18 protein-coding genes are annotated in these 17,768 nt (G+C 66.3%); 3 read left to right on the top strand and 15 right to left on the bottom strand.

The genetic code is table 11. The features are described from left to right. Window positions 1-5: 5 nt before the first annotated feature. The gene (locus tag QX132_RS02175) at window positions 6-1,556 is read right to left on the bottom strand and encodes an ABC transporter substrate-binding protein (protein ID WP_315739292.1); all 1,551 of its coding nucleotides are present in this window, start codon (window positions 1,554-1,556) and stop codon (window positions 6-8) included. Then, a complete protein-coding gene (locus tag QX132_RS02180; RefSeq protein ID WP_315799277.1) occupies window positions 1,544-2,875 on the bottom strand; it encodes a M20 family metallopeptidase in 1,332 nt (443 codons plus the stop codon). Before QX132_RS02180 ends, QX132_RS02175 begins: the two co-directional genes overlap by 13 nt. 66 nt (window positions 2,876-2,941) lie before the next feature. Here QX132_RS02180 and QX132_RS02185 point away from each other — a divergent pair, with 66 nt between their 5' ends. Continuing rightward, complete coding sequence (locus tag QX132_RS02185; RefSeq protein WP_316159957.1) at window positions 2,942-3,718, top strand: GntR family transcriptional regulator; 777 nt, start codon at window positions 2,942-2,944, stop codon at window positions 3,716-3,718. Between the two features lie 12 nt (window positions 3,719-3,730). Here the strand turns inward: QX132_RS02185 and dhaK are convergent, their stop codons facing one another. The 13 genes from dhaK to QX132_RS02250 all read right to left on the bottom strand — a co-directional run bounded on the left by dhaK (window position 3,731) and on the right by QX132_RS02250 (window position 15,035). Further along, window positions 3,731-4,720, bottom strand: coding sequence for a dihydroxyacetone kinase subunit DhaK (gene dhaK, locus QX132_RS02190; RefSeq protein ID WP_316159958.1), 990 nt, complete (start codon window positions 4,718-4,720; stop codon window positions 3,731-3,733). After that, on the bottom strand, window positions 4,717-5,169 hold the full coding sequence (locus QX132_RS02195) for a hypothetical protein (RefSeq protein ID WP_315777419.1): 453 nt from the start codon (window positions 5,167-5,169) through the stop codon (window positions 4,717-4,719). The genes dhaK and QX132_RS02195 overlap by 4 nt, the downstream gene beginning before the upstream one ends. Beyond that, on the bottom strand, window positions 5,166-6,785 hold the full coding sequence (gene ptsP, locus QX132_RS02200; RefSeq protein ID WP_316159959.1) for a phosphoenolpyruvate--protein phosphotransferase: 1,620 nt from the start codon (window positions 6,783-6,785) through the stop codon (window positions 5,166-5,168). The genes QX132_RS02195 and ptsP overlap by 4 nt, the downstream gene beginning before the upstream one ends. Before the next feature lie 2 nt (window positions 6,786-6,787). After that, window positions 6,788-7,090, bottom strand: a complete 303-nt coding sequence (locus QX132_RS02205) for an HPr family phosphocarrier protein (protein WP_316159960.1) — start codon at window positions 7,088-7,090, stop codon at window positions 6,788-6,790. Between the two features lie 12 nt (window positions 7,091-7,102). Continuing rightward, entirely contained in the window at window positions 7,103-7,501 is a 399-nt protein-coding gene (gene dhaM / locus QX132_RS02210) for a dihydroxyacetone kinase phosphoryl donor subunit DhaM (protein ID WP_284416623.1), read from the bottom strand. A 2-nt stretch (window positions 7,502-7,503) separates the two neighbouring features. Then, window positions 7,504-8,109: a dihydroxyacetone kinase subunit DhaL gene (gene dhaL, locus QX132_RS02215; RefSeq protein ID WP_316159961.1), complete on the bottom strand. Its 606-nt coding sequence runs from the start codon at window positions 8,107-8,109 to the stop codon at window positions 7,504-7,506. 3 nt (window positions 8,110-8,112) lie between these two features. Continuing rightward, a complete protein-coding gene (locus tag QX132_RS02220; RefSeq protein ID WP_316159962.1) occupies window positions 8,113-9,123 on the bottom strand; it encodes an ABC transporter ATP-binding protein in 1,011 nt (336 codons plus the stop codon). Continuing rightward, complete coding sequence (locus tag QX132_RS02225; protein WP_316159963.1) at window positions 9,116-10,228, bottom strand: ABC transporter ATP-binding protein; 1,113 nt, start codon at window positions 10,226-10,228, stop codon at window positions 9,116-9,118. Before QX132_RS02225 ends, QX132_RS02220 begins: the two co-directional genes overlap by 8 nt. Before the next feature lie 4 nt (window positions 10,229-10,232). Then, on the bottom strand, window positions 10,233-10,430 hold the full coding sequence (locus QX132_RS02230) for a hypothetical protein (RefSeq protein ID WP_315739282.1): 198 nt from the start codon (window positions 10,428-10,430) through the stop codon (window positions 10,233-10,235). Window positions 10,431-10,447: 17 nt separating this feature from the next. Beyond that, window positions 10,448-11,401, bottom strand: a complete 954-nt coding sequence (locus QX132_RS02235; protein ID WP_315712568.1) for a carbohydrate ABC transporter permease — start codon at window positions 11,399-11,401, stop codon at window positions 10,448-10,450. Further along, window positions 11,398-12,360, bottom strand: a complete 963-nt coding sequence (locus QX132_RS02240) for a sugar ABC transporter permease (protein WP_315739280.1) — start codon at window positions 12,358-12,360, stop codon at window positions 11,398-11,400. The genes QX132_RS02235 and QX132_RS02240 overlap by 4 nt, the downstream gene beginning before the upstream one ends. 124 nt (window positions 12,361-12,484) lie before the next feature. Continuing rightward, window positions 12,485-13,816, bottom strand: a complete 1,332-nt coding sequence (locus QX132_RS02245; protein WP_316159964.1) for an ABC transporter substrate-binding protein — start codon at window positions 13,814-13,816, stop codon at window positions 12,485-12,487. Window positions 13,817-14,147: 331 nt separating this feature from the next. Further along, complete coding sequence (locus QX132_RS02250) at window positions 14,148-15,035, bottom strand: 4'-phosphopantetheinyl transferase (protein ID WP_315777414.1); 888 nt, start codon at window positions 15,033-15,035, stop codon at window positions 14,148-14,150. Between the two features lie 223 nt (window positions 15,036-15,258). Between QX132_RS02250 and recQ the strand changes: the two genes are divergently transcribed. Both recQ and QX132_RS02260 read left to right on the top strand, forming a co-directional pair. Then, window positions 15,259-17,064, top strand: a complete 1,806-nt coding sequence (recQ, locus tag QX132_RS02255) for a DNA helicase RecQ (protein WP_315739277.1) — start codon at window positions 15,259-15,261, stop codon at window positions 17,062-17,064. 393 nt (window positions 17,065-17,457) lie between these two features. After that, on the top strand, window positions 17,458-17,763 hold the full coding sequence (locus QX132_RS02260) for a hypothetical protein (RefSeq protein ID WP_315739276.1): 306 nt from the start codon (window positions 17,458-17,460) through the stop codon (window positions 17,761-17,763). Window positions 17,764-17,768 lie beyond the last annotated feature (5 nt).

Here is a 17,768-nt window from a genome sequence, read left to right on the forward strand (position 1 = left end):
CTGCCTCAGCTGCGCTTGGGCGCGCCGGCGCCGAGCGAGACGAGATCGAGCCGGAACACCGACCCACGCGGATGCAGCTGGTAGCCTTCCACATAGGCGCGCTGCGCCGCCAGGATGTCGAAGAAGACCGGAATGACCGACGGCACCTCCTCGCTCATCATCGTCTGGGCCCGCGCATAGAGCGCGGCACGATTGGCATCGTCGGTCTCGCTACGCGCCGCATTGACGATCTCGTCGAAGCGCGCATTGTTCCAGCGCGTCTCGTTCCAGGCCGCATCCGAGGTATAGAGCAGCTTGAAGATCGCGTCGGCGGTCGACTGCATGTTGTAGAAGCCGACGTAGAAATTGCCTTTCTTCCAGACCTGATCGAGATAGGTTGCGTGCGGCATCGTCTGAACGTTGATGCGGAAGCCGGCGGGCGCCGCCATCTCACGGATCGCAACGCCGAGCTGCGTGCGCGTGTCCGGCTTGTCGGATGCCACCATCGTCAGGTCGATGCCGGAGGGATAGCCGGCATCGGCGAGCAATTGCCCGGCTCTGGCGATGTCGGGCTTCTTCAGTTTGCTGTCCTGATAGAACCGGTAGGCGGGGCTCAGCGGCGTGTCGTTGCCGGGCGTGCCATAGCCGCCGGCCACAAAGCCGGCCATGGCCTCGCGATCGATGGTCAGCGCCAGCGCCTGGCGCACGCGAACGTCGTTGAACGGCTTCTGGTCGCAGCCCATGTTGACGTTCAGAAACTGCCCCGAGGGGATCCGCACCGCCTTGACGCCGCTGGCCTTGCCGAGCCGCTCATATTCGCCGGGCGTGGTCGACAACATGAGATCGATGTCGCCCGAAATCAGAGCCGATGCCTCGGCGGTGCGGTCGGGATAGACGAGGATCTCGACGCGATCGAGTGAAGGCCGCGCGGGATCGTAATAGACCGGGTTGCGCTCGACGACGATCTTGCGGTCCGGCTCATAGGACACGAGCTTGAACGGCCCTGAACCGTTCGCCTTGGTGGCGAGGCTGGCGAGATCGGCGGCAACGACTTTCGCAGGCACGATGCGCGCATTGTTGTAGGCGAGCGCGACCGGAAAATCGGCGAAGGCAACCGATAACGTGAACCGCACGGTCGACGCATCTACGGCGGCGACATCCTTGATCGGGCCGACATTGGTACGCGCCGGTGACGCGGTCTTCGGATCGAGGATCGCCTTGAAGGTCGCGACGACATCCTCCGCCGTCAGCGGCGAGCCGTCGTGGAAGCTGAGATTGGGCCGCAGCTTGAACGTCCACTCGGTGAGCCCCGCGCCGGCCTGCCACGACAAGGCGAGGTCCGGCTCGACCGACATGTCCGGCTTCAACCGGGTCAAGTTGGAATAGAGCAGCTCGGTGATAAGGTATTCCGGATTGACGCGCGCGAGCAGCGGGTGAATGACGGCCGCGCCCTGATCGACCGAGATCCGCAAAACGCCGCCGCGCTTGGGCGCCTCGGCGGAGAGAGAGACTTGCGGCAGGGCACCAAGCGCGAGCGCGGAGCCGGCAAGGAAATGACGACGAGTCACGGACGGCATCGGGCGAAGTCCTTTTCGGGCGTGATGGCTTCGGGAGAGAGCTCGGGACAGAACTCGGCTGCAAGATAGGCCAGCACCGACTTCGCCAATGCGACGATGTCGGTGAGCGTCGTCGATTCGCCCGGCGCATGGATGCGGCTATCGGGCCTGCCGAGGCCCGTGAGCAGCACCTCCTGCAGGCCCGTGGCCTGCTGCACCCAGCCGAAATCGGAGCAGCCGGACGCCCCCCATCGGGCGAAGTCCTCGGCCGCGTAGCCGAAACCGGCCGACAGCGCCTGCTGCCAGCGCGGCCAATGCGGCCCGCCGGGATCGGATGTCGGCATCAGATGACCGGTGAGGATGATCTCGACGTCGAGCATGCCGGCCGCCTGCCGGATCGCCGTTTCGATCTCGCGGCGCGCGGCGGCGAAGTCCTCCTCGGGCGCATAGCGGCGGCACAGGAGAATCTCGACCAGCGAGGGGATCTGTCCGCCGCATTGGCCGCCATGAATAGCCGAGATGTCGAGGCTCGCGGTGAGCGGTCCAGCCGTCTGCGGAGGTGGCGGCAACGTCGATGTCCGCTGCGCGACGAGCGGCTTCAAAGCGGCGAGCGCATTGAGGATCGGCAGGGCCGCCTCGATCGCGTTGGCGCCGGCACGGCGCTGCTCGCCGGCATGGGCCGCCGTGCCGTGAACGCGCACCGTGAGCGTGAACAGGCCGAAGCAGCCGGCCCAGATCCGCGGCATGGCGCTGCCGTTGAAATTCAGAATATGCCCTTCGAGGCGCCCCTGTTCGGCAAGGTAGCGCACGCCGGGATAAAGCCCCGCCTCCTCGTCCGTGCACAGCAGCAGCATCGGATCATAGGCCAGCGACAATCCAGTCTGCTGCGCGGCGCGGAGCGCGAGCAGCGCTGCCGCGACGGATCCCTTCATGTCGGCTGCGCCGAGTCCGGTCAGACGGTCACCGTCGCGGCTCAGTTGCAGCGGATCGGTCGCCCAGCCGGGCGCCGCCGGTACTGTGTCCACATGGAAATAGAGCCCGAGCACCGGTCTGCCGGAGCGGCGCCGTGCGATCAGATTCGTACGCGGTCCGCGCGCGCCCGGTGCGCGCCATAGATCCTCCGGGACAATCACGCGCTCGCAATCCAGCGCCAGCGGCCTAGCGAGCTGCTCCATCACGTCGGCAAAGGCATCGTAGCCGGCGCCCGGCGGAAAGCTGGTATCGACCGCCACCAGCTTCCGCAGGTCCACGACGGCAGTCTCGGCCATGCCGTCGATCGCAGCGAAGGCGCCGGCCAGGCCGGGCTGGCTCCGATCTACTGGAATGCCCTGAGAAATCATTTGCCGTCTGCTCAATCCTATATTCTATATAGAAATAGAATTCACGACGCGGCATTTGTCAATTCCATGAAAAAGGCAGCTGTGGCCAGCAAAGCGGCAGACGGAGTCGGTGCGGGTCCGGGCGCGCTGCCGGTGCCGCTCTACGAGCATGTCAAGCGGCAGATCGCCGAGGCGATCCTGATCGGCGACATGCCGCCGGGCACGGTGCTGCCCGGCGAGGTCGCGCTCGCCAACCAATATGGCGTCGCCGTCGGCACCATCCGCCGGGCGCTGGCCGACCTCACAGCTGGCGGCATGCTGATGCGGCGGCGCAAGACCGGCACGGTGGTGACGGGCCGCGCGTCGCAGCATGGGCTCAGCTTCTTCTTTCAGTACTTCCGCCTGCTCGGCGCCGACGGCAGCCTGCTGCACTCGGAGGCCGAGGTGCTGTCGGTGACGACACGCGATGCCGAGCGGCCCGAAGCGGCGCTGTTCGCCGTGGCCGACGGCGAGCCGCTGCTGCATCTTCATCGCATCCGCCGCGTCGCCGGCGCGCCGGTGCTGCATTCGCGGATCTCGATGGTCGCGAGCCGCGTGGCGGGATTTCCGCGCGAGCCGAAGAAGGTCCCTGCCCTGATCTACCGCCATCTGCTCGAGGCCTATGGCATCCGGATCGCCGCGGTGCGCGAGAAGGTGACGGCCGAGGTCGCCACCAAGGAGGACCGCAAGCTGCTCGGCCTCTCCGCGCCGGCCGCCGTGCTCGTCATCGACGAGGAAGCCTATGACCAGACCGGCGCGCTGGCGATCCTCAGCCAGCACCGCGCCACGACGGCGCAGCACTACTACTCCAACGAGATCCGCTGAGCGGACCTCGGTTCAGCAGCCCCAGCGCAGGGCGGCCGTGTGCACCGACGCGTCCCACAGCGCCATCGTCGACTCATCGAGCGCGGTGACCGTGAGCGAGCAGCCGGCCATGTCGAGCGAGGTGACGTAGGAGCCGACCAGCCCGCGCGCGATGGCGAGCCCGCGGCCTTCCAGGATGCGCCGCGCCGCATTGGCCATCACGTACAACTCCATCGCTGGCGTGGCCCCGAAGCCGTTGACCAGCAGCAGGCATGGAGTTCCGGGCTTCGCTGCAAGATCGGCCAGGATCGCGCCCATCATCTCCTCGGCGATGGCGTCCGCGGAGGCCAGCTTGACCCGGCGGCGGCCGGGCTCGCCATGGATGCCGACGCCCATCTCCATCTCGTCCTCGCCGAGCGTGAAGGTCGGCTTGCCGGCGGCCGGCACGGTGCAAGAGGTCAGCGCCACGCCCATCGACCGCGTGCGCTTGTTGACGTTGTCGCCGAGCGCCTTGAGCGCATCGAGATCGCGCCCCTGCTCCGCCGCGGCGCCAAGCATCTTCTCCACGACCAGCGTGCCGGCAACGCCGCGGCGGCCGGTCGAATAGGTCGAGGTCTCGACCGCGACGTCGTCGTCGGTAATGACGGTCGCGACCTTGCCCTCCATCATCTCCGCGGCCATCGCGAAATTCATCACGTCGCCTTCGTAGTTCTTGACGATGAGCAGCGCGCCCGCGCCGGTGTCCACGGCCTGCGCGGCCGCGAGCATCTGGTCAGGCGTTGGCGATGTAAACACCTGGCCCGGACAGGCGGCATCGAGCATGCCCGGCCCGACGAAGCCGGCATGGAGCGGCTCATGGCCGGAGCCGCCGCCGGAGATCAGCGCGACCTTGCCCGGTTTGGGGCTCTTGCGGCGAACGAACTTGTTGTCCTCGCCCAGCGTGACGATGTCGCCATGCACGGCGGCAAAACCCTGCAGGCTCTCGGTCAGCACGTCGGAAACGGCGTTGATCAGCTTCTTCATGGCTTCCCTCCGGGTTCGGCGTCGTCGTTGTTTTCGTTGGCCGAGATCAGCGCGGTGATGCCGCGCGCGACGCCAGTGATGATGCGGTCGGCATGGGCGTTGAGCGCGGAGTCGCCGAAGTCCGGCAACTCGACCACGAGTCGCCGCATCGGCCGCTGCGCCTCGGCCTCGTCCAGCCGGCCCGGATGCGCGGCGCGGTAGGCGGTCAAGAAAGCCTGCTGCTCATGCGGCGAGAAGTGACAGATGTGGAAGATGGTCTCGAGATGCTGCAGCGGGATCGGCGTCGCATAGGCCGGATTGACGATCTGCGAGATGAAGCTGCGATTCTTGCCGATCGCCTCCGCCAACCGCTGCCGTGTGCCGGAGGGACGGCTGTCGATCACCGCGCGCAGGATCGCCTTGTATTCGGCGAGCGGGCTTGCGCCCCCCGATGCATCCTGGTCACTCATGCGCCCTCTCCCGCGGCCTTTTCCGCGCCCTTGGCGAGGTCAAGCTCGCGGATCACCGACTTCACCAGCGGCAGCAGGCCCGGCGCGACCGACAGCGCGCGCACGCCGACCCCAAGCAGCGCCGGAATGGCTCTGACATCCCCGGCGGCGTCGCCGCAGATCGAGACTTCCACGCCCCGCGCGCGACCAGCGCGCACCACATGGGCAATCATCGCCAACACCCCGGGATGCAGCACGTCGGCATAGTCGGCGACCTCGGCGCCGTCACGCGAAGCAGCGGTCGCGTATTGGGTCAGGTCATTGGTGCCGATCGAGAAGAAGTCCGCAGCGAAGTCATGCGCTGCCAACGCAGCAGCCGGCACCTCGACCATCATTCCGAAGGCCGGCGCGGCGAACGCGACGTTGCCGGCGGCCAATTCGGCGAGCACGGCGCGGAGATGGCGACGCGCGACGTCCAGCTCCGCTGCATTGGTCACCATCGGCAGCATCACCTTGAGCGGTCCGAGCGCAGCGGCGCGAGCCAGCGCGCGCAGTTGAACACGGAAGATCTCGGGATGACGCAACGACAGACGGAGGCCACGCAGGCCAAGAAACGGGTTGCTCTCACCATCGATCGTGTAGCCCGGAATCGGCTTGTCGCCGCCCGCGTCGAGCGTGCGGATCGTGACCGGCCGGCCTTCGGCCCAGCGCACGAGCTCGGCATAGGCGTGATATTGCGCCTCCTCGTCGTGAAGCAGGTTGCCGGTGAGAAACTCCGTGCGCGCCAGACCGACGCCATCGCACGCTGCGGCTGGCAGCGCCGTCATATCGCCTGGACCGGAGATGTTGACGAGCACGGAAACGAAGGTGCCGTCGCGCGTCAGTGCCGGTTCGTGCTGCCGCGCCCTTGCCTCCGCCCTGCGGCGCGAGACCGTCTCGTCCTCCGCCCGCGCGGCGGCGACAGAGTGCGCGCTGGGATCGGCGATGACGACACCGCGACCACCATCGACCAGCAAATCCCCTGTCAGCTTGTCCCAATCGTGACCGAGCCCAACCACCATCGGCACGCCGCGGCTGCGCGCCAACATCGCGACATGGCTGGTCGGGCTGCCCTCGCCGAGCGCGATGCCCCCTCCATTCGTCCACTCGATGGCGAGGAAAGCCGATGGCGCCAGATCACGCGCAACGACGATCGCCCCCTTCGGCAACTTGCCGTTCTGCTGCAAGCCAAACAAGTGTCGCAGCACGCGATCCCGGATGTCGGCGAGGTCGCCAGCGCGGGCGCGGAAATATTCGTCCTCGGCGGACTCATACCCCGCCATCTCCTCCGCCATCGCCGCGCGCCAGGCCGCATCCGCAGCGACGCCGCCCTCGATCTGGACGTAAGCCGCCTCGGTCAGCGCATCGTCTTCGAGCAGCGCGAGCTGAAAGCCGATCAGCTCGGCGGCGTCTCCCTCGAGCCTGTCGATCAGCTCGGCCACGGCCTCGCGCGCATGCGCGACCGCTACGGCGAGCGCTTCATGCTCCTCGGCGATCGTCCCTTTCCTCCGGCTGGCGCCCTCCAGCGCATGCAGGATCGCCGCGGGCCCGATGGCCAGCCCGTCCGACGCCGCCCGCCCGAAGATACGCCGCTCCATCGTCACTCCTCGTCGAACTTGCGGTTCACCAGATCGACCAGCGCGGCGATGGCGGCCTCGGCATCGGTTCCATTGGCGCGCAGGAACAGCGTCTCGCCCTTGGCGGCCTTGACGCGCATGATCTTCACCGGGCTCTTGGCATCGGTCCAGGGCCCGTCGGCCGCGATCGCGACTTCGATGGTCGACGCAAAGCGCTTGGCGAGCTGGGTCAGCTTGACCGAGGGCCGCGCATGCAGCCCGACCTCGTTGGTCAGCACCGCATGCGCCTTCGCTTCCTGCATGCCGATCTCTCCACCGTCAGCCATTCTCGTTCCTGCTCATCCGCCCATCAGCTCTTCGGCGGTTGCGCGCACCGCATCGAGCGGCGAGCCGCCGGAGGCTTCCGTCGCCGCCATCACCGCGCCTTCGACCAGCGGCGCGTTACAGATCACGATGCGCTCGCGCCGCTCCTCGGGCATCATCTCCACCGCCATCTCGCTGTTGGTTTCAGCGCCGCCGAGATCGACCAGGATCGCAACACCTGACTCCGACCATGCCTTGTCGATCGCGCCCATGATGGCGCCAACGTCGGTGCCGAGTCCGCCATCGGCATTGCCGCCGACCGCTGCGAGCGGCACGCTGTCGCCGACCATCTGCCTGACCATGTCGGCCGCGCCTTCCGCCACCTTGGCGGAATGCGACACGATGACGATGCCGACATTCTTCTGCTCACTCATGATCAGGCCTCATTGAATACGCTGCAGATCGCCTGCACGAGCAGGCTGGACGAGCGCGCGCCGGGATCCATGTGCCCGATCGAACGCTCGCCGAGAAACGAAGCACGGCCGCGGATCGCCAGCATCGGCACGGTGGCGTCGGCGGCTTCGGCAGCGATCGCGGGCAGCCGGGTGGCGAGATCGTCGCCACCGGCCGCAAAAGCTGCCTGCACCGGGATCAAGACGTCGAGCATGGTCTTCTGGCCTGCTTCCGACTTGCCGCGGGCTTTCACGTCCGCAATGGCACGCCCGAGCGCCGCCGCCGCTTCAGCGGCAGATGGCACCGGTGGCAACGCCTTGCCGAGTCCCATCGCCAGCGTGCCGTAGAGCGGACCGGACGCACCGCCGACCTTCATCACCAGCGCCATGCCGACCGCCCTCAGCGCCTCGGGAAGAGGCTTGGCTGAAATGTTCTCGACATCGGCGAGAACGGCCTCGAAGCCGCGCTTCATGTTGAGTCCGTGATCGCCGTCGCCGATCGCCGAATCGAGCGCGGTCAGTTCCTCGGCATGCGCGATGATGGCATCGGCCATCGCCATGATCAGCCTGCGCTTGAACGCATGGTCCATTGTCTATCTCACCCGCTGGCCCGCCCGGTCGAACAGCAGCGGCCGGGTGAACTCGATAGCGACGGCGTCGCCGACTTTCAATTCCGTATCCGGCTCGACCAGGCTGACGATGGTCTGGTCCTGCAGCGTGATATGCAGATGATTCTGATCGCCGAGATGCTCGATCCATTTCACCCGTGCGTCCGCACGGGTCTCGGCGCGCCGGACCGTCATGTGCTCGGTGCGCGCGCCGATCGTCGCGACGTCGCCCGGCACCGCGAGATCCGGGAACAGCCCACGCGGCAGCAGATTGATGCCGGGACTGCCGAGCCGGGTCGCCACATAGGCATTGGCCGGATCCTCATAGACCTCCCGCGGGCTGCCGACCTGCACCAGCCGGCCCTGCTCGATCACGCCGATGCGGTTGGCAAGTGTCATCGCCTCGATCTGGTCGTGGGTGACGTAGAGCATCGTGGCGCCGAGATCCTGCTGGATGCGCTTGAGCTCGATGCGCAGCTCGGAACGCAGCTTGGCGTCGAGCGAGGACAGCGGCTCGTCGAGCAATGCGATCGCGGGTCTGCGCACGAGCGCACGGCCGATCGCCACGCGCTGCATCTGACCGCCCGAGAGCTGAGTAGCGCGGTTGCCGAGCTTGTCCTCGATCCGCAGCATCCCCGCGACGTCACCGACGATGCGCCTGATCTCAGCCTCCGGAATCTTGCGCACAGGCGAGCGCAGTGGAAAAGCCAGATTGTCGTACACCGACAGATGCGGATAGAGAGAATATTGCTGGAACACGAACGTGACGTCACGCGCGGCCGGCGTCGCCTTCGTCTGGTCGACACCGCCGATGGTGATGCTGCCGCGATCCGGCATCTCGAGGCCGGCCACGAGCCGCAATGTCGTGGTCTTGCCGGCACCGGTCGGCCCGAGCAGCACGACGAGCTCGCCGTCGCGGATGGTCAGCGACAAATCCCGTACCGCCGGCTTGGAACCGAACGACTTGCTGACGGCGTTGAGCCGCGTCTCAGCCATGATGGCGCCCTCCTCTCACCGGCTGCTCATACAGCGCCGTGCGGACCGCACGGCCCGTGGCGGCGTCGAACAGCGACAGCCGGTCGGCGCGGAAGCTGAGTCCGACCGGCTCCGCACGCTCAACCCGGACCGCCGCGGGCGCGCGCGCCTTGACGGTGCCGTGAGCCGTCGTCACGGTGATGATCTGGGTGGTGCCGAGATATTCGGTGCCAAACACCTCGCCGCGCAGCCCGCCTTCGGCGCTGAGCGCCACCTGCTCCGGCCGCACGCCGAGGATCAGCTCATCGCTCTCGGCATCCTCGCGCAGCTCGGGCACGCCGATCTCGGCGCCGTCGATGCGCACGCAGTTCGTGCCGGCACCAAGCCTGCCCGCGAAGCGGATGAAGTTCATCGCCGGCGAGCCGATGAAGTCTGCGACGAACATGGTGGCGGGACGGTCGTAGATCTCCTGGGGCGTTCCGAGCTGCTCCACGAAACCGCGATTCATCACTGCGATCGTGTCGGCCATCGACATCGCCTCGAGCTGGTCGTGAGTCACGAACACAGTGGTCGCCTTGAGCCGGTCGTGCAGCGCGCGCAACTCGCCGCACATGATGTGACGGAACTCGGCATCGAGCGCGCCCAGCGGCTCGTCCATCAAGAACGCTTTGGGCTCGCGGACAATGGCGCGGCCGAGTGCGACGCGCTGGCGATCGCCGCTCGACAACCCGCTCACCGGACGGTCCACCAGATGGTCGATGCGCAGGATGCGCGCCGCTTCCTCGACCCGCCGCCTGATCTCCGCCTTGGGCACCCCCATCGAGACCAGGGGAAAGGCGATGTTCCTGCGTACGTTCATGTGCGGGTAGAGCGCGAACAGCTGGAACACCATGGCGATGTCGCGCTCACGCGCGCGCCGGAAGGTGACGTCCTCGCCGCCGAGGTTGATGGTCCCCGACGTCGGCAGCTCCAGGCCTGCAATCATGCGCAACGTGGTGGTCTTGCCGCAGCCGGACGGACCGAGCAGGCAGAAGAACTCGCCGTCGGCGATCGTGAAGCTGGTGCCGCGCACGGCGGCAAAGCCGCCGAACTCCTTGAACAGGTTCTCGATCCGGATCTCGGCCATGGCGTCAGTCCGGGAACTTGGAGACGATGGTGAACATCACGACACCAGCGAGCGTGGTGATGAAGGAATAGGTGTAGAGCACCAGCGCGAACGGCTGCAGCAGCATCAGCACGCCCGCCGCAATGAGGATCGTCGCCAGCGTCTCCATCGGGCCGCGCCGCAGCGCCCGTGGCCAGCGCGTGGTGGCCACATCGGCAGGCATGTTCCGGATCGACTCGCTCATTTGCGCACCGCTCCGAAGGTGATGCCGCGCAACAGGTGTTTCCTCAGCAGCACGGTGAACACGACGATCGGGATCAGGAACAGCGTGGTGCCCGCCGCAACCGCCGGCCAGTCCTGGCCGCCCTCGCCGATGATAATCGGAATGAAGGGCGGCGCAGTCTGCGCCGTGCCCGAGGTCAGAAGCACCGCGAAGGCATATTCGTTCCAGGCGAAGATCAGGCAGAAGATCGCGGTGGCGACGATGCCGGTGGTGGCCTGCGGCAACACGACCTTGAAGAAGGCTTGCAGGCGGGTGTAGCCGTCGACCATCGCCGCCTCCTCGTATTCGCGCGGGATTTCGTCCATGAAGCCCTTGAGCAGCCAGACCGCGAGCGAGATGTTGACGGACGTATAGAGCAGGATCATGCCGAGCCGCGTGTCGGACAGGCCGAGCTCGCGATACATCAGGTAGATCGGGATCGCGACCGCGATCGGCGGCATCATCCGCGTCGACAGGATGAAGAACAAAAGGTCATCCTTCAGCGGCACCTTGAAGCGCGAGAAGGCGTAGGCCGCAAGCGTTCCGAGCACGACCGACAGCGCGGTCGAGCCGAACGCGATCACCAGCGAATTGACGTAGCGTGGGATGTAGTTCGATGGACCCGCGACCACCATGTTGCGGCCGCGCGAGATGCGGTCGCAGAGGCTGGCGGCCGGCGGCAGCTTGGCCATGTACTCCGGGGCCTGCCGGGTCCGGGTCGTGAACAGGTTGCAGTAACCCTCCAGGCTCGGCTCGGCGACCAGCTTCGGCGGATAGGCGATCGCGTCCGATGGCGACTTGAATCCGGTCATGAAGATCCACAGCAGCGGCACCAAAGTGATCAGGGCATAGGCGATCACCACGGTTGCCGCGATCCGCTTGGTCAGCGGCGACGGATCAACGACGGAATGGGCGGTTGCGAGACCGGTCATCGGCTTTTCACCCGGTTGAGCGCCTTGACGTAGATGTTGGCGAGACCGAACACGGTGACGAACAGGATGATGGCGAACGCCGAGGAATAGCCGGTGCGCCACTTTTCGAACGCCTCGCGCTTCAAGGTGATCGAGGCGACCTCGGTCGTCGAGCCTGGACCGCCGCCGGTCAGCAGGTTGACCATGTCGAACATCTTGAAGTTCTCGATGCCGCGGAACAACACCGCGAGCATGATGAAGGGCAGCGCCATCGGCAGCGTGATCGACCAGAACTGCCGCCACGGCGAGGCGCGGTCGACCTCGGCCGCCTCATAGATGTAGTCGGGAATTGAGCGCAGGCCTGCGAGGCAGATCAGCATCACGTAGGGCGTCCACATCCAGGTGTCGACGACGACGATGGCCCAAGGCGCCAGCGGCACCTGCGCCAGCATCTGGAACGACGACGCCGGCATGCCGGTCACGGCGGCGATGACGTAATTGAACAGGCCGATCTGCGGCTGGTACAGGAAGGTCCAGAAATTGCCGACCACGGCCGGCGACAGCATCATCGGCAGCAGGATCAACGTGGTCCAAAGGCCGTGGCCACGGAATTTCTTGTCGATCAGCCAGGCCAGGGTGAAGCCCAGCACGGTCTGGATCAGGATGGTCCAGAACACGAAGCGCGCGGTCACCGTCATCGCCGCCCAGACGTCCGGATCGGTCAGGATCGACTGGTAGTTGGCGAGCCCGACATCGAGCACGGTGGCGTTCGGACGGTTCGCGCGATAATTGGTGAAGGACAGCCGGATGGTCCAGATCAACGGGAAGATGTTGATCGCGAGCAGCAGCAGCATGGTCGGCGTGATGAACAGCCAGGCGATGGCGCGCTCGGACAGGCCGCGCACGCGTCCCGCCACGACCGGCGGCGTCACGAGGGCGGCGCGGTCGACGAGGCTGCTCAGTCCGGTTTGGTCGGTCATGCGAGGGACTGCTTCACTGGCTGCTTCTGGCTGGCGGTGAGACTGGTTGGTCCGCCCGGCAAGCCGAAGCTCGCCGGAGGGATTGTCGTGGCGAATCCCGCGTGTGCGCGAGGTGCCGCGGCCATCAGAGCTTGCCGTCCTCCTTGAAGACCTTGGTCCAGTCGGCGATCAGCCCGTCGAGCGCGCCCTTGGCGGTGCCCTGGTCGGCGACGACATAGTCGTGGACGCGCTTCTGCATGGCGAGCAGGAGCTGCGCGTAGGACGGCTCGGCCCAGAAATCGACCACCTGGTCCATCGCCACCAGAAAGTCGGCGGCGAACGGCGCGGTGTTTTTGAAGTTGGGGTCGTTGAGCACGCCCTTGTGGCAGCTATAGCCGCCGAGCGCCCACCATTTCTTCTGGGTGTCGAGCGAGGCAAACCATTTGATGTAGGCCAGCGCCTCGGCACGGTTCGGCGAATAGGCCACCACCGAGATGCCCTGCCCGCCGAGCTGCGAGCCCTTCTCCTTCTGCGCCGGGTTGACGAAGAAGCCGATCTTGTCGCCGCCGACATTGGGGTCCTTGTAGAGGCCCGGGAAAAAGGCGAACCAGTTCATCTGCAGCGCGACCTGGCCGGACTTGAAGGCGTCGAGCCCTTCCTGCATGTAGCCATTCGAATAGCCGGGCGGCGTGCAGCACTTGTACAGCGCCTTGTAGAATTCGAGGCCCTTCACGGCGTCGTCGGAATTGACAAAGCCCTGCATGTCATACGGCTTCTTCGGGTTCTGATACTTGAAGCCGAACGGATAGAGCGCGTTGGTGACGCCCATGGTGATGCCTTCCGAGCCGCGCTCGGTGAAGATCGCCGCGCCGTAGACGGTCTTGCCGTCGATCACCCGCTTCTGGAAGAACTCGGCGATGTCCTTCAGCTCGGCTTGCGTCTTGGGCACGTCGAGCTCGCGGCCGAACTTCTTCTTGAACTCCTCGCGGATTTCGGGCCGTGAGAACCAGTCCTTGCGATAGGTCCAGCCGTTGGCGTCGCCCATCGCCGGCAGCGCCCAGTAGTTCGGCGTGCCCTTCGGCCATTCGGCGTAGCCGGCCACGGTGGCGGGCATGAAGTCGGAGATCTTGATGCCTTCCTTATCGAAGAACTCGTTGAGCTTGACATATTGACCGTTCTCGGCGGCGCCGCCGATCCACTGGGAGTCGCCGATCATCAGGTCGCACAGCTTGCCCTTGGAGTTCAGCTCGTTGAGCATGCGGTCGGCGAAGTTCGGCCACGGCACGAACTCGAACTTCATGCTGACGCCGGTCTTGGCGGTGAAGTCCTTGGACAGCTCGACCAGCGCATTGGCCGGGTCCCAGGCGGCCCAGCACAAGGTGATGGTCTTTCCTTCGGCGCGTGCCGGCGCGGATGCGCCGAGCACGGTCGCGGCGGCGACCGTCGCCGTCAGTGCAAATGTCTGCAGCAACTTCATCTGGCACTCCCTCCCTGTTGGCGCCGTCCCCGCTTCGCGTGGGTGACGGCGATGCATGGCCCGCGGCGAGCGGCGCCGTCACAACGACAGCGCGAGCCGCAAGCGTTTCCCCGTGGCCCCGGACCATCCGTCCGAGTTAAGTATTTTGTTTAGTAGATTGCGAATGACTAAACATGTCAAGCGCATTTTCGCCACGTTTGCAGCGCATCATGTTTAGCGACTGCGGTAAGCTGCTCGTCGTCCGGAGGTTTGCCGGGATGGCGATGGCGCGGCTCTCCGGCGCAGCCGCCAGGACGCAGGCTCGGCCCAACTCCAGGCTGCATCCGCGCGATCAGCCCTTCGCCAACGTCACGCCGCAACTGACCCGGCCGTCAGCGATGAGGAAGCGTCCGGCGAGGCGAGCAATGGCAGCCGGCCATCCCTCTCTCACGACGCGCGCCTCGAACGTGCCTGCCGCCCATGCGATCGTGAGCTCGACGTCCTGGAAATCCAGGAAGCCGCGCGTGATCGGATATTGGCATTTGTAGTAGGCTTCCTTCGCGCTGAAGATCACGATCGGCAGCATCGGCTGCAAGGCGTCCGGCTGCGCGCGAAGCCATCGCCGCTCGGCCGGCGTAAGCACCAGGTCGCGCATCGACGGATCGAGCTCGCGCAGGTCCTCGACATCCAGTCCGAGCGACGAGACATCCCTGCTTCGGGCTACGGCCACGGCGCAATGATCGGCACAATGTGAGATGCTTCCCACATAGCCCGGCGGCCACACCGGCGCGCGATCCGGCGCCGGGACGAGCGCCACCGGCGGAGCTCCGAGCGCGGCCAGCGCCCTGCGCGCCAGGACCCGCGCGGTCGCGAACTCGGCCCGCCGCTTGGCGACCGCGGCTTGAACATGAGCGCGCTCCTCGGCAAACAGTTCGTCGTCCGCCAGCGAGAGGCTGGAGGCCACGACCACGACCGGGCCTTCAAACAGATCTGCAAGCACCCTCGTCACCAACTCTGCGCGCGCGTCTCTTTGCGGACCGGCCTCGACCGACCGCCACCGTATACGACACGGCGACGTCGAAGCGAATTCCAACGGTTCAACATGTTTCGCGATCTCGCGGCGCCACGCGCCCGAGCTTTGCATGGCGAGCGCACGCTGCCGCTCGGCGAGCCGCACCACCGACCACTGCGGATCGGCATCGACCAGCACCACCTTGCGCCCGGCGAGGTGCCAAGGCACCCAGCTCGCCCCGGCAGCCCATGCTCGTATCAGGATCGGAACATAATGCGATGCAAGTCGATTCTGCCATAACTCGTCGGCTTGTCCAACGCGCCCCTGCCACTGTCCCCGCCATGCTTCTCCGCGCCGCTGAAATGCGCGTCATCGGGCAGCTTTCGCTTGACGGCGGCGTCCCGCAACGGGACTTATCCAGTCCCTCCGTCTGCCGAAGAAGTGCGTTCCCATGACCGCCGATCCGCTCTCGATCCTCAAGGCCGTGTTCGGCTATGACAGCTTTCGCGGGCGGCAGCGCGACATCGTCGAGCACGTGATCGCCGGACACAATGCCTTCGTGCTGATGCCGACCGGCGGCGGCAAATCGCTGTGCTACCAGATCCCGGCGCTGGCGCGTCCCGGCCTCGGGCTGATCATCTCGCCGCTGATCGCGCTGATGGAGGACCAGGTCACCGCGCTCCGGCAGGCCGGCGTGAAGGCCGCGGCGCTGAACTCGCGGCTCTGGGGCGCCGAGAAGGACCTGCTGTGGCAGGACATCGAACGCGGCGAGCTCGACCTGCTCTACATGGCGCCCGAGACGCTGCTCAGGCCGGAGAACCTGGAGCGTCTCAAGGCCGCGCAACTGTCGCTGATCGCCATCGACGAGGCGCACTGCGTCTCGCAATGGGGCCATGATTTCCGGCCCGAATACCGCGCCCTCGACTGTCTCGCCGGGCTGTTCCCGACGATCCCGCGCATCGCGCTCACCGCCACCGCCGATGCGCCGACGCGGGCCGAGATCGTCGAGCATCTCTCGATCGGCGACGGCAACAGCTTCATCGCCGGCTTCGACCGGCCGAACATCCGCTACGGCGCGGCGGAGAAGACCAGCACGATGCAGCAGATGCTCGCCTTCCTGAAATCCCGCGAGGGCGAGAGCGGCATCGTCTATTGCCTGTCCAAGCGCAAGACCGAGGAGGTCGCCGCCTCGCTCAGCGACCACGGCTTTCCGGCGCTGCCCTATCATGCCGGCATGGAGATGAAGGCGCGGGAGAAGAACCAGCGTCGCTTCCAGCTCGAGCAGGGGCTGATCATGGTCGCCACCATCGCTTTCGGCATGGGCATCGACAAGCCCGACGTGCGCTTCGTGCTGCATGCCGATCTGCCGTCCAGCATCGAGGCCTACTATCAGGAGACCGGCCGCGCCGGCCGCGACGGCCTGCCATCGGAAACCCTGATGCTGTACGGCGCCGAGGACATCGCGCTGCGCCGCCGCTTCATCGATGAGTCGGACGCGCCCGATGCGCGCAAGCGCACCGAGCGCCGCAAGCTCGATGCGCTGCTCGGCTTCGCCGAGACCTGCCAATGCCGGCGCCAGGTGCTGCTGCGCTATTTCGGCGACGATTGCGCGCCGTGCGGCAATTGCGACATCTGCCTCGACCCGCCCGAGACCTTCGACGGCACCATCGCCGCGCAGAAGCTGCTGTCCTGCATCCACCGCACCGGCGAGCGCTTCGGCCAGGCCCACGTCGTCGCGGTGCTGCTCGGCGAGACGGACGAGCGCATCGAACGGCTCGGCCATGACAAGCTCTCCACCTTCGGCATCGGCAAGGAGCACGACCGCAACGCCTGGCGCTCCATCGTCCGCCAGCTCGTCGCGCATGGGCTGATCAGCGTCGACGTCGCCGGCCATGGCGGCCTGTCGATCTCGCCCGAGGGCCGCCAGTTCCTGCGCGACAAGCCGCAACTCAGCCTGCGCGTGCTGAAGAAGACCAGGCGCGACCGCAAGGCTCGGGAGCGGCAGACCACGACGACATTTCCTGACCTCGACCGCGACTTGTTCGAGAAGCTGCGCGTCCGGCGGATGGAGCTCGCCAAGGCCCAGAACGTGCCGCCCTACGTCATCTTCCACGACAAGACGCTAGCCGAAATGGCGGCCCGCCATCCGCGCTCCGTCGCGGAGCTTGCGAGCATCCCCGGCGCCGGCACGGTCAAGCTCGCGCGCTACGGCGAGGCATTCGTGGCGGTCATCAAAGCGCATGATGCGGGCGCCTGAGCCCGCCATCGTCCCGCAGCACCGCGAATTCTTCGCTCGACTATCAGACGGCACACATGGCCTCACACATGGGCTCGCGATCCCGGCCGGACGCTCGTGACGATCGCGAAACGTCCCTCTTCGGCGAGCCGGATGCGCGGAAATGTGACGGTGATTTGCCCGAGTGCAATTGATTAGTTTACGACAAATCGGCTCCACGGGCAGTTCGCGCATGAGCGGCATGCACGGATTGCCGTCGTGCAGCGAACATGCGCGCACACCCGTGGCATGCGTTCGCACCCGTTGTATTTTGTCGGATTCCCGACACCGACTTTTCTTGACCCTCGCGCTGCGCGCTCTTAGTTTCCGTCCCCGCTTGAAACGGCAATCAACAAACTCATATGGGCGGACGCGATGGTTCGGGAATTCGAGTACAAGGGGGAAGTGTTTCGGGTGACGGCGCATGGCATCCATGGCCATGAGGAGATCTTCATCGTCCACATCGACGACGGCGTCGAGGGCGGCGAGATCTCGATCGACCGGATGACCGAGGAGAACGACACCAGCGCACCGCTGGAGGACATCATCGTCATGCTCTGCGACAAGCTGATTCCGGAAGCCGGCATCGTCTGCCGCGAGCCCGGCGGCGCGTTCGCCTGGCGCGAGGGCAAGGTCGTCTACCAGGTTCACGACGGCGTGCAGGAGCTCAGCCGCGGCTGATCGCG

The organism is Bradyrhizobium sp. SZCCHNRI20481, from assembly GCF_032485055.1.
Lineage (GTDB): Bacteria > Pseudomonadota > Alphaproteobacteria > Rhizobiales > Xanthobacteraceae > Bradyrhizobium.

What these genes read in the sequence shown, in the direction of transcription:
- dhaK (WP_316159958.1), bottom strand. Translation starts at nt 4,720, where the DNA reads ATGAAGAAGCTGATCAACGCCGTTTCCGACGTGCTGACCGAGAGCCTG.
- QX132_RS02180 (WP_315799277.1), bottom strand. Translation starts at nt 2,875, where the DNA reads ATGATTTCTCAGGGCATTCCAGTAGATCGGAGCCAGCCCGGCCTGGCC.
- dhaM (WP_284416623.1), bottom strand. Translation starts at nt 7,501, where the DNA reads ATGAGTGAGCAGAAGAATGTCGGCATCGTCATCGTGTCGCATTCCGCC.
- QX132_RS02260 (WP_315739276.1), top strand. Translation starts at nt 17,458, where the DNA reads ATGGTTCGGGAATTCGAGTACAAGGGGGAAGTGTTTCGGGTGACGGCG.
- QX132_RS02195 (WP_315777419.1), bottom strand. Translation starts at nt 5,169, where the DNA reads ATGAGTGACCAGGATGCATCGGGGGGCGCAAGCCCGCTCGCCGAATAC.
- QX132_RS02205 (WP_316159960.1), bottom strand. Translation starts at nt 7,090, where the DNA reads ATGGCTGACGGTGGAGAGATCGGCATGCAGGAAGCGAAGGCGCATGCG.
- QX132_RS02175 (WP_315739292.1), bottom strand. Translation starts at nt 1,556, where the DNA reads ATGCCGTCCGTGACTCGTCGTCATTTCCTTGCCGGCTCCGCGCTCGCG.
- QX132_RS02235 (WP_315712568.1), bottom strand. Translation starts at nt 11,401, where the DNA reads ATGACCGGTCTCGCAACCGCCCATTCCGTCGTTGATCCGTCGCCGCTG.
- QX132_RS02220 (WP_316159962.1), bottom strand. Translation starts at nt 9,123, where the DNA reads ATGGCTGAGACGCGGCTCAACGCCGTCAGCAAGTCGTTCGGTTCCAAG.
- ptsP (WP_316159959.1), bottom strand. Translation starts at nt 6,785, where the DNA reads ATGGAGCGGCGTATCTTCGGGCGGGCGGCGTCGGACGGGCTGGCCATC.
- QX132_RS02185 (WP_316159957.1), top strand. Translation starts at nt 2,942, where the DNA reads ATGAAAAAGGCAGCTGTGGCCAGCAAAGCGGCAGACGGAGTCGGTGCG.
- dhaL (WP_316159961.1), bottom strand. Translation starts at nt 8,109, where the DNA reads ATGGACCATGCGTTCAAGCGCAGGCTGATCATGGCGATGGCCGATGCC.
- QX132_RS02230 (WP_315739282.1), bottom strand. Translation starts at nt 10,430, where the DNA reads ATGCCTGCCGATGTGGCCACCACGCGCTGGCCACGGGCGCTGCGGCGC.
- QX132_RS02240 (WP_315739280.1), bottom strand. Translation starts at nt 12,360, where the DNA reads ATGACCGACCAAACCGGACTGAGCAGCCTCGTCGACCGCGCCGCCCTC.
- QX132_RS02225 (WP_316159963.1), bottom strand. Translation starts at nt 10,228, where the DNA reads ATGGCCGAGATCCGGATCGAGAACCTGTTCAAGGAGTTCGGCGGCTTT.
- recQ (WP_315739277.1), top strand. Translation starts at nt 15,259, where the DNA reads ATGACCGCCGATCCGCTCTCGATCCTCAAGGCCGTGTTCGGCTATGAC.
- QX132_RS02245 (WP_316159964.1), bottom strand. Translation starts at nt 13,816, where the DNA reads ATGAAGTTGCTGCAGACATTTGCACTGACGGCGACGGTCGCCGCCGCG.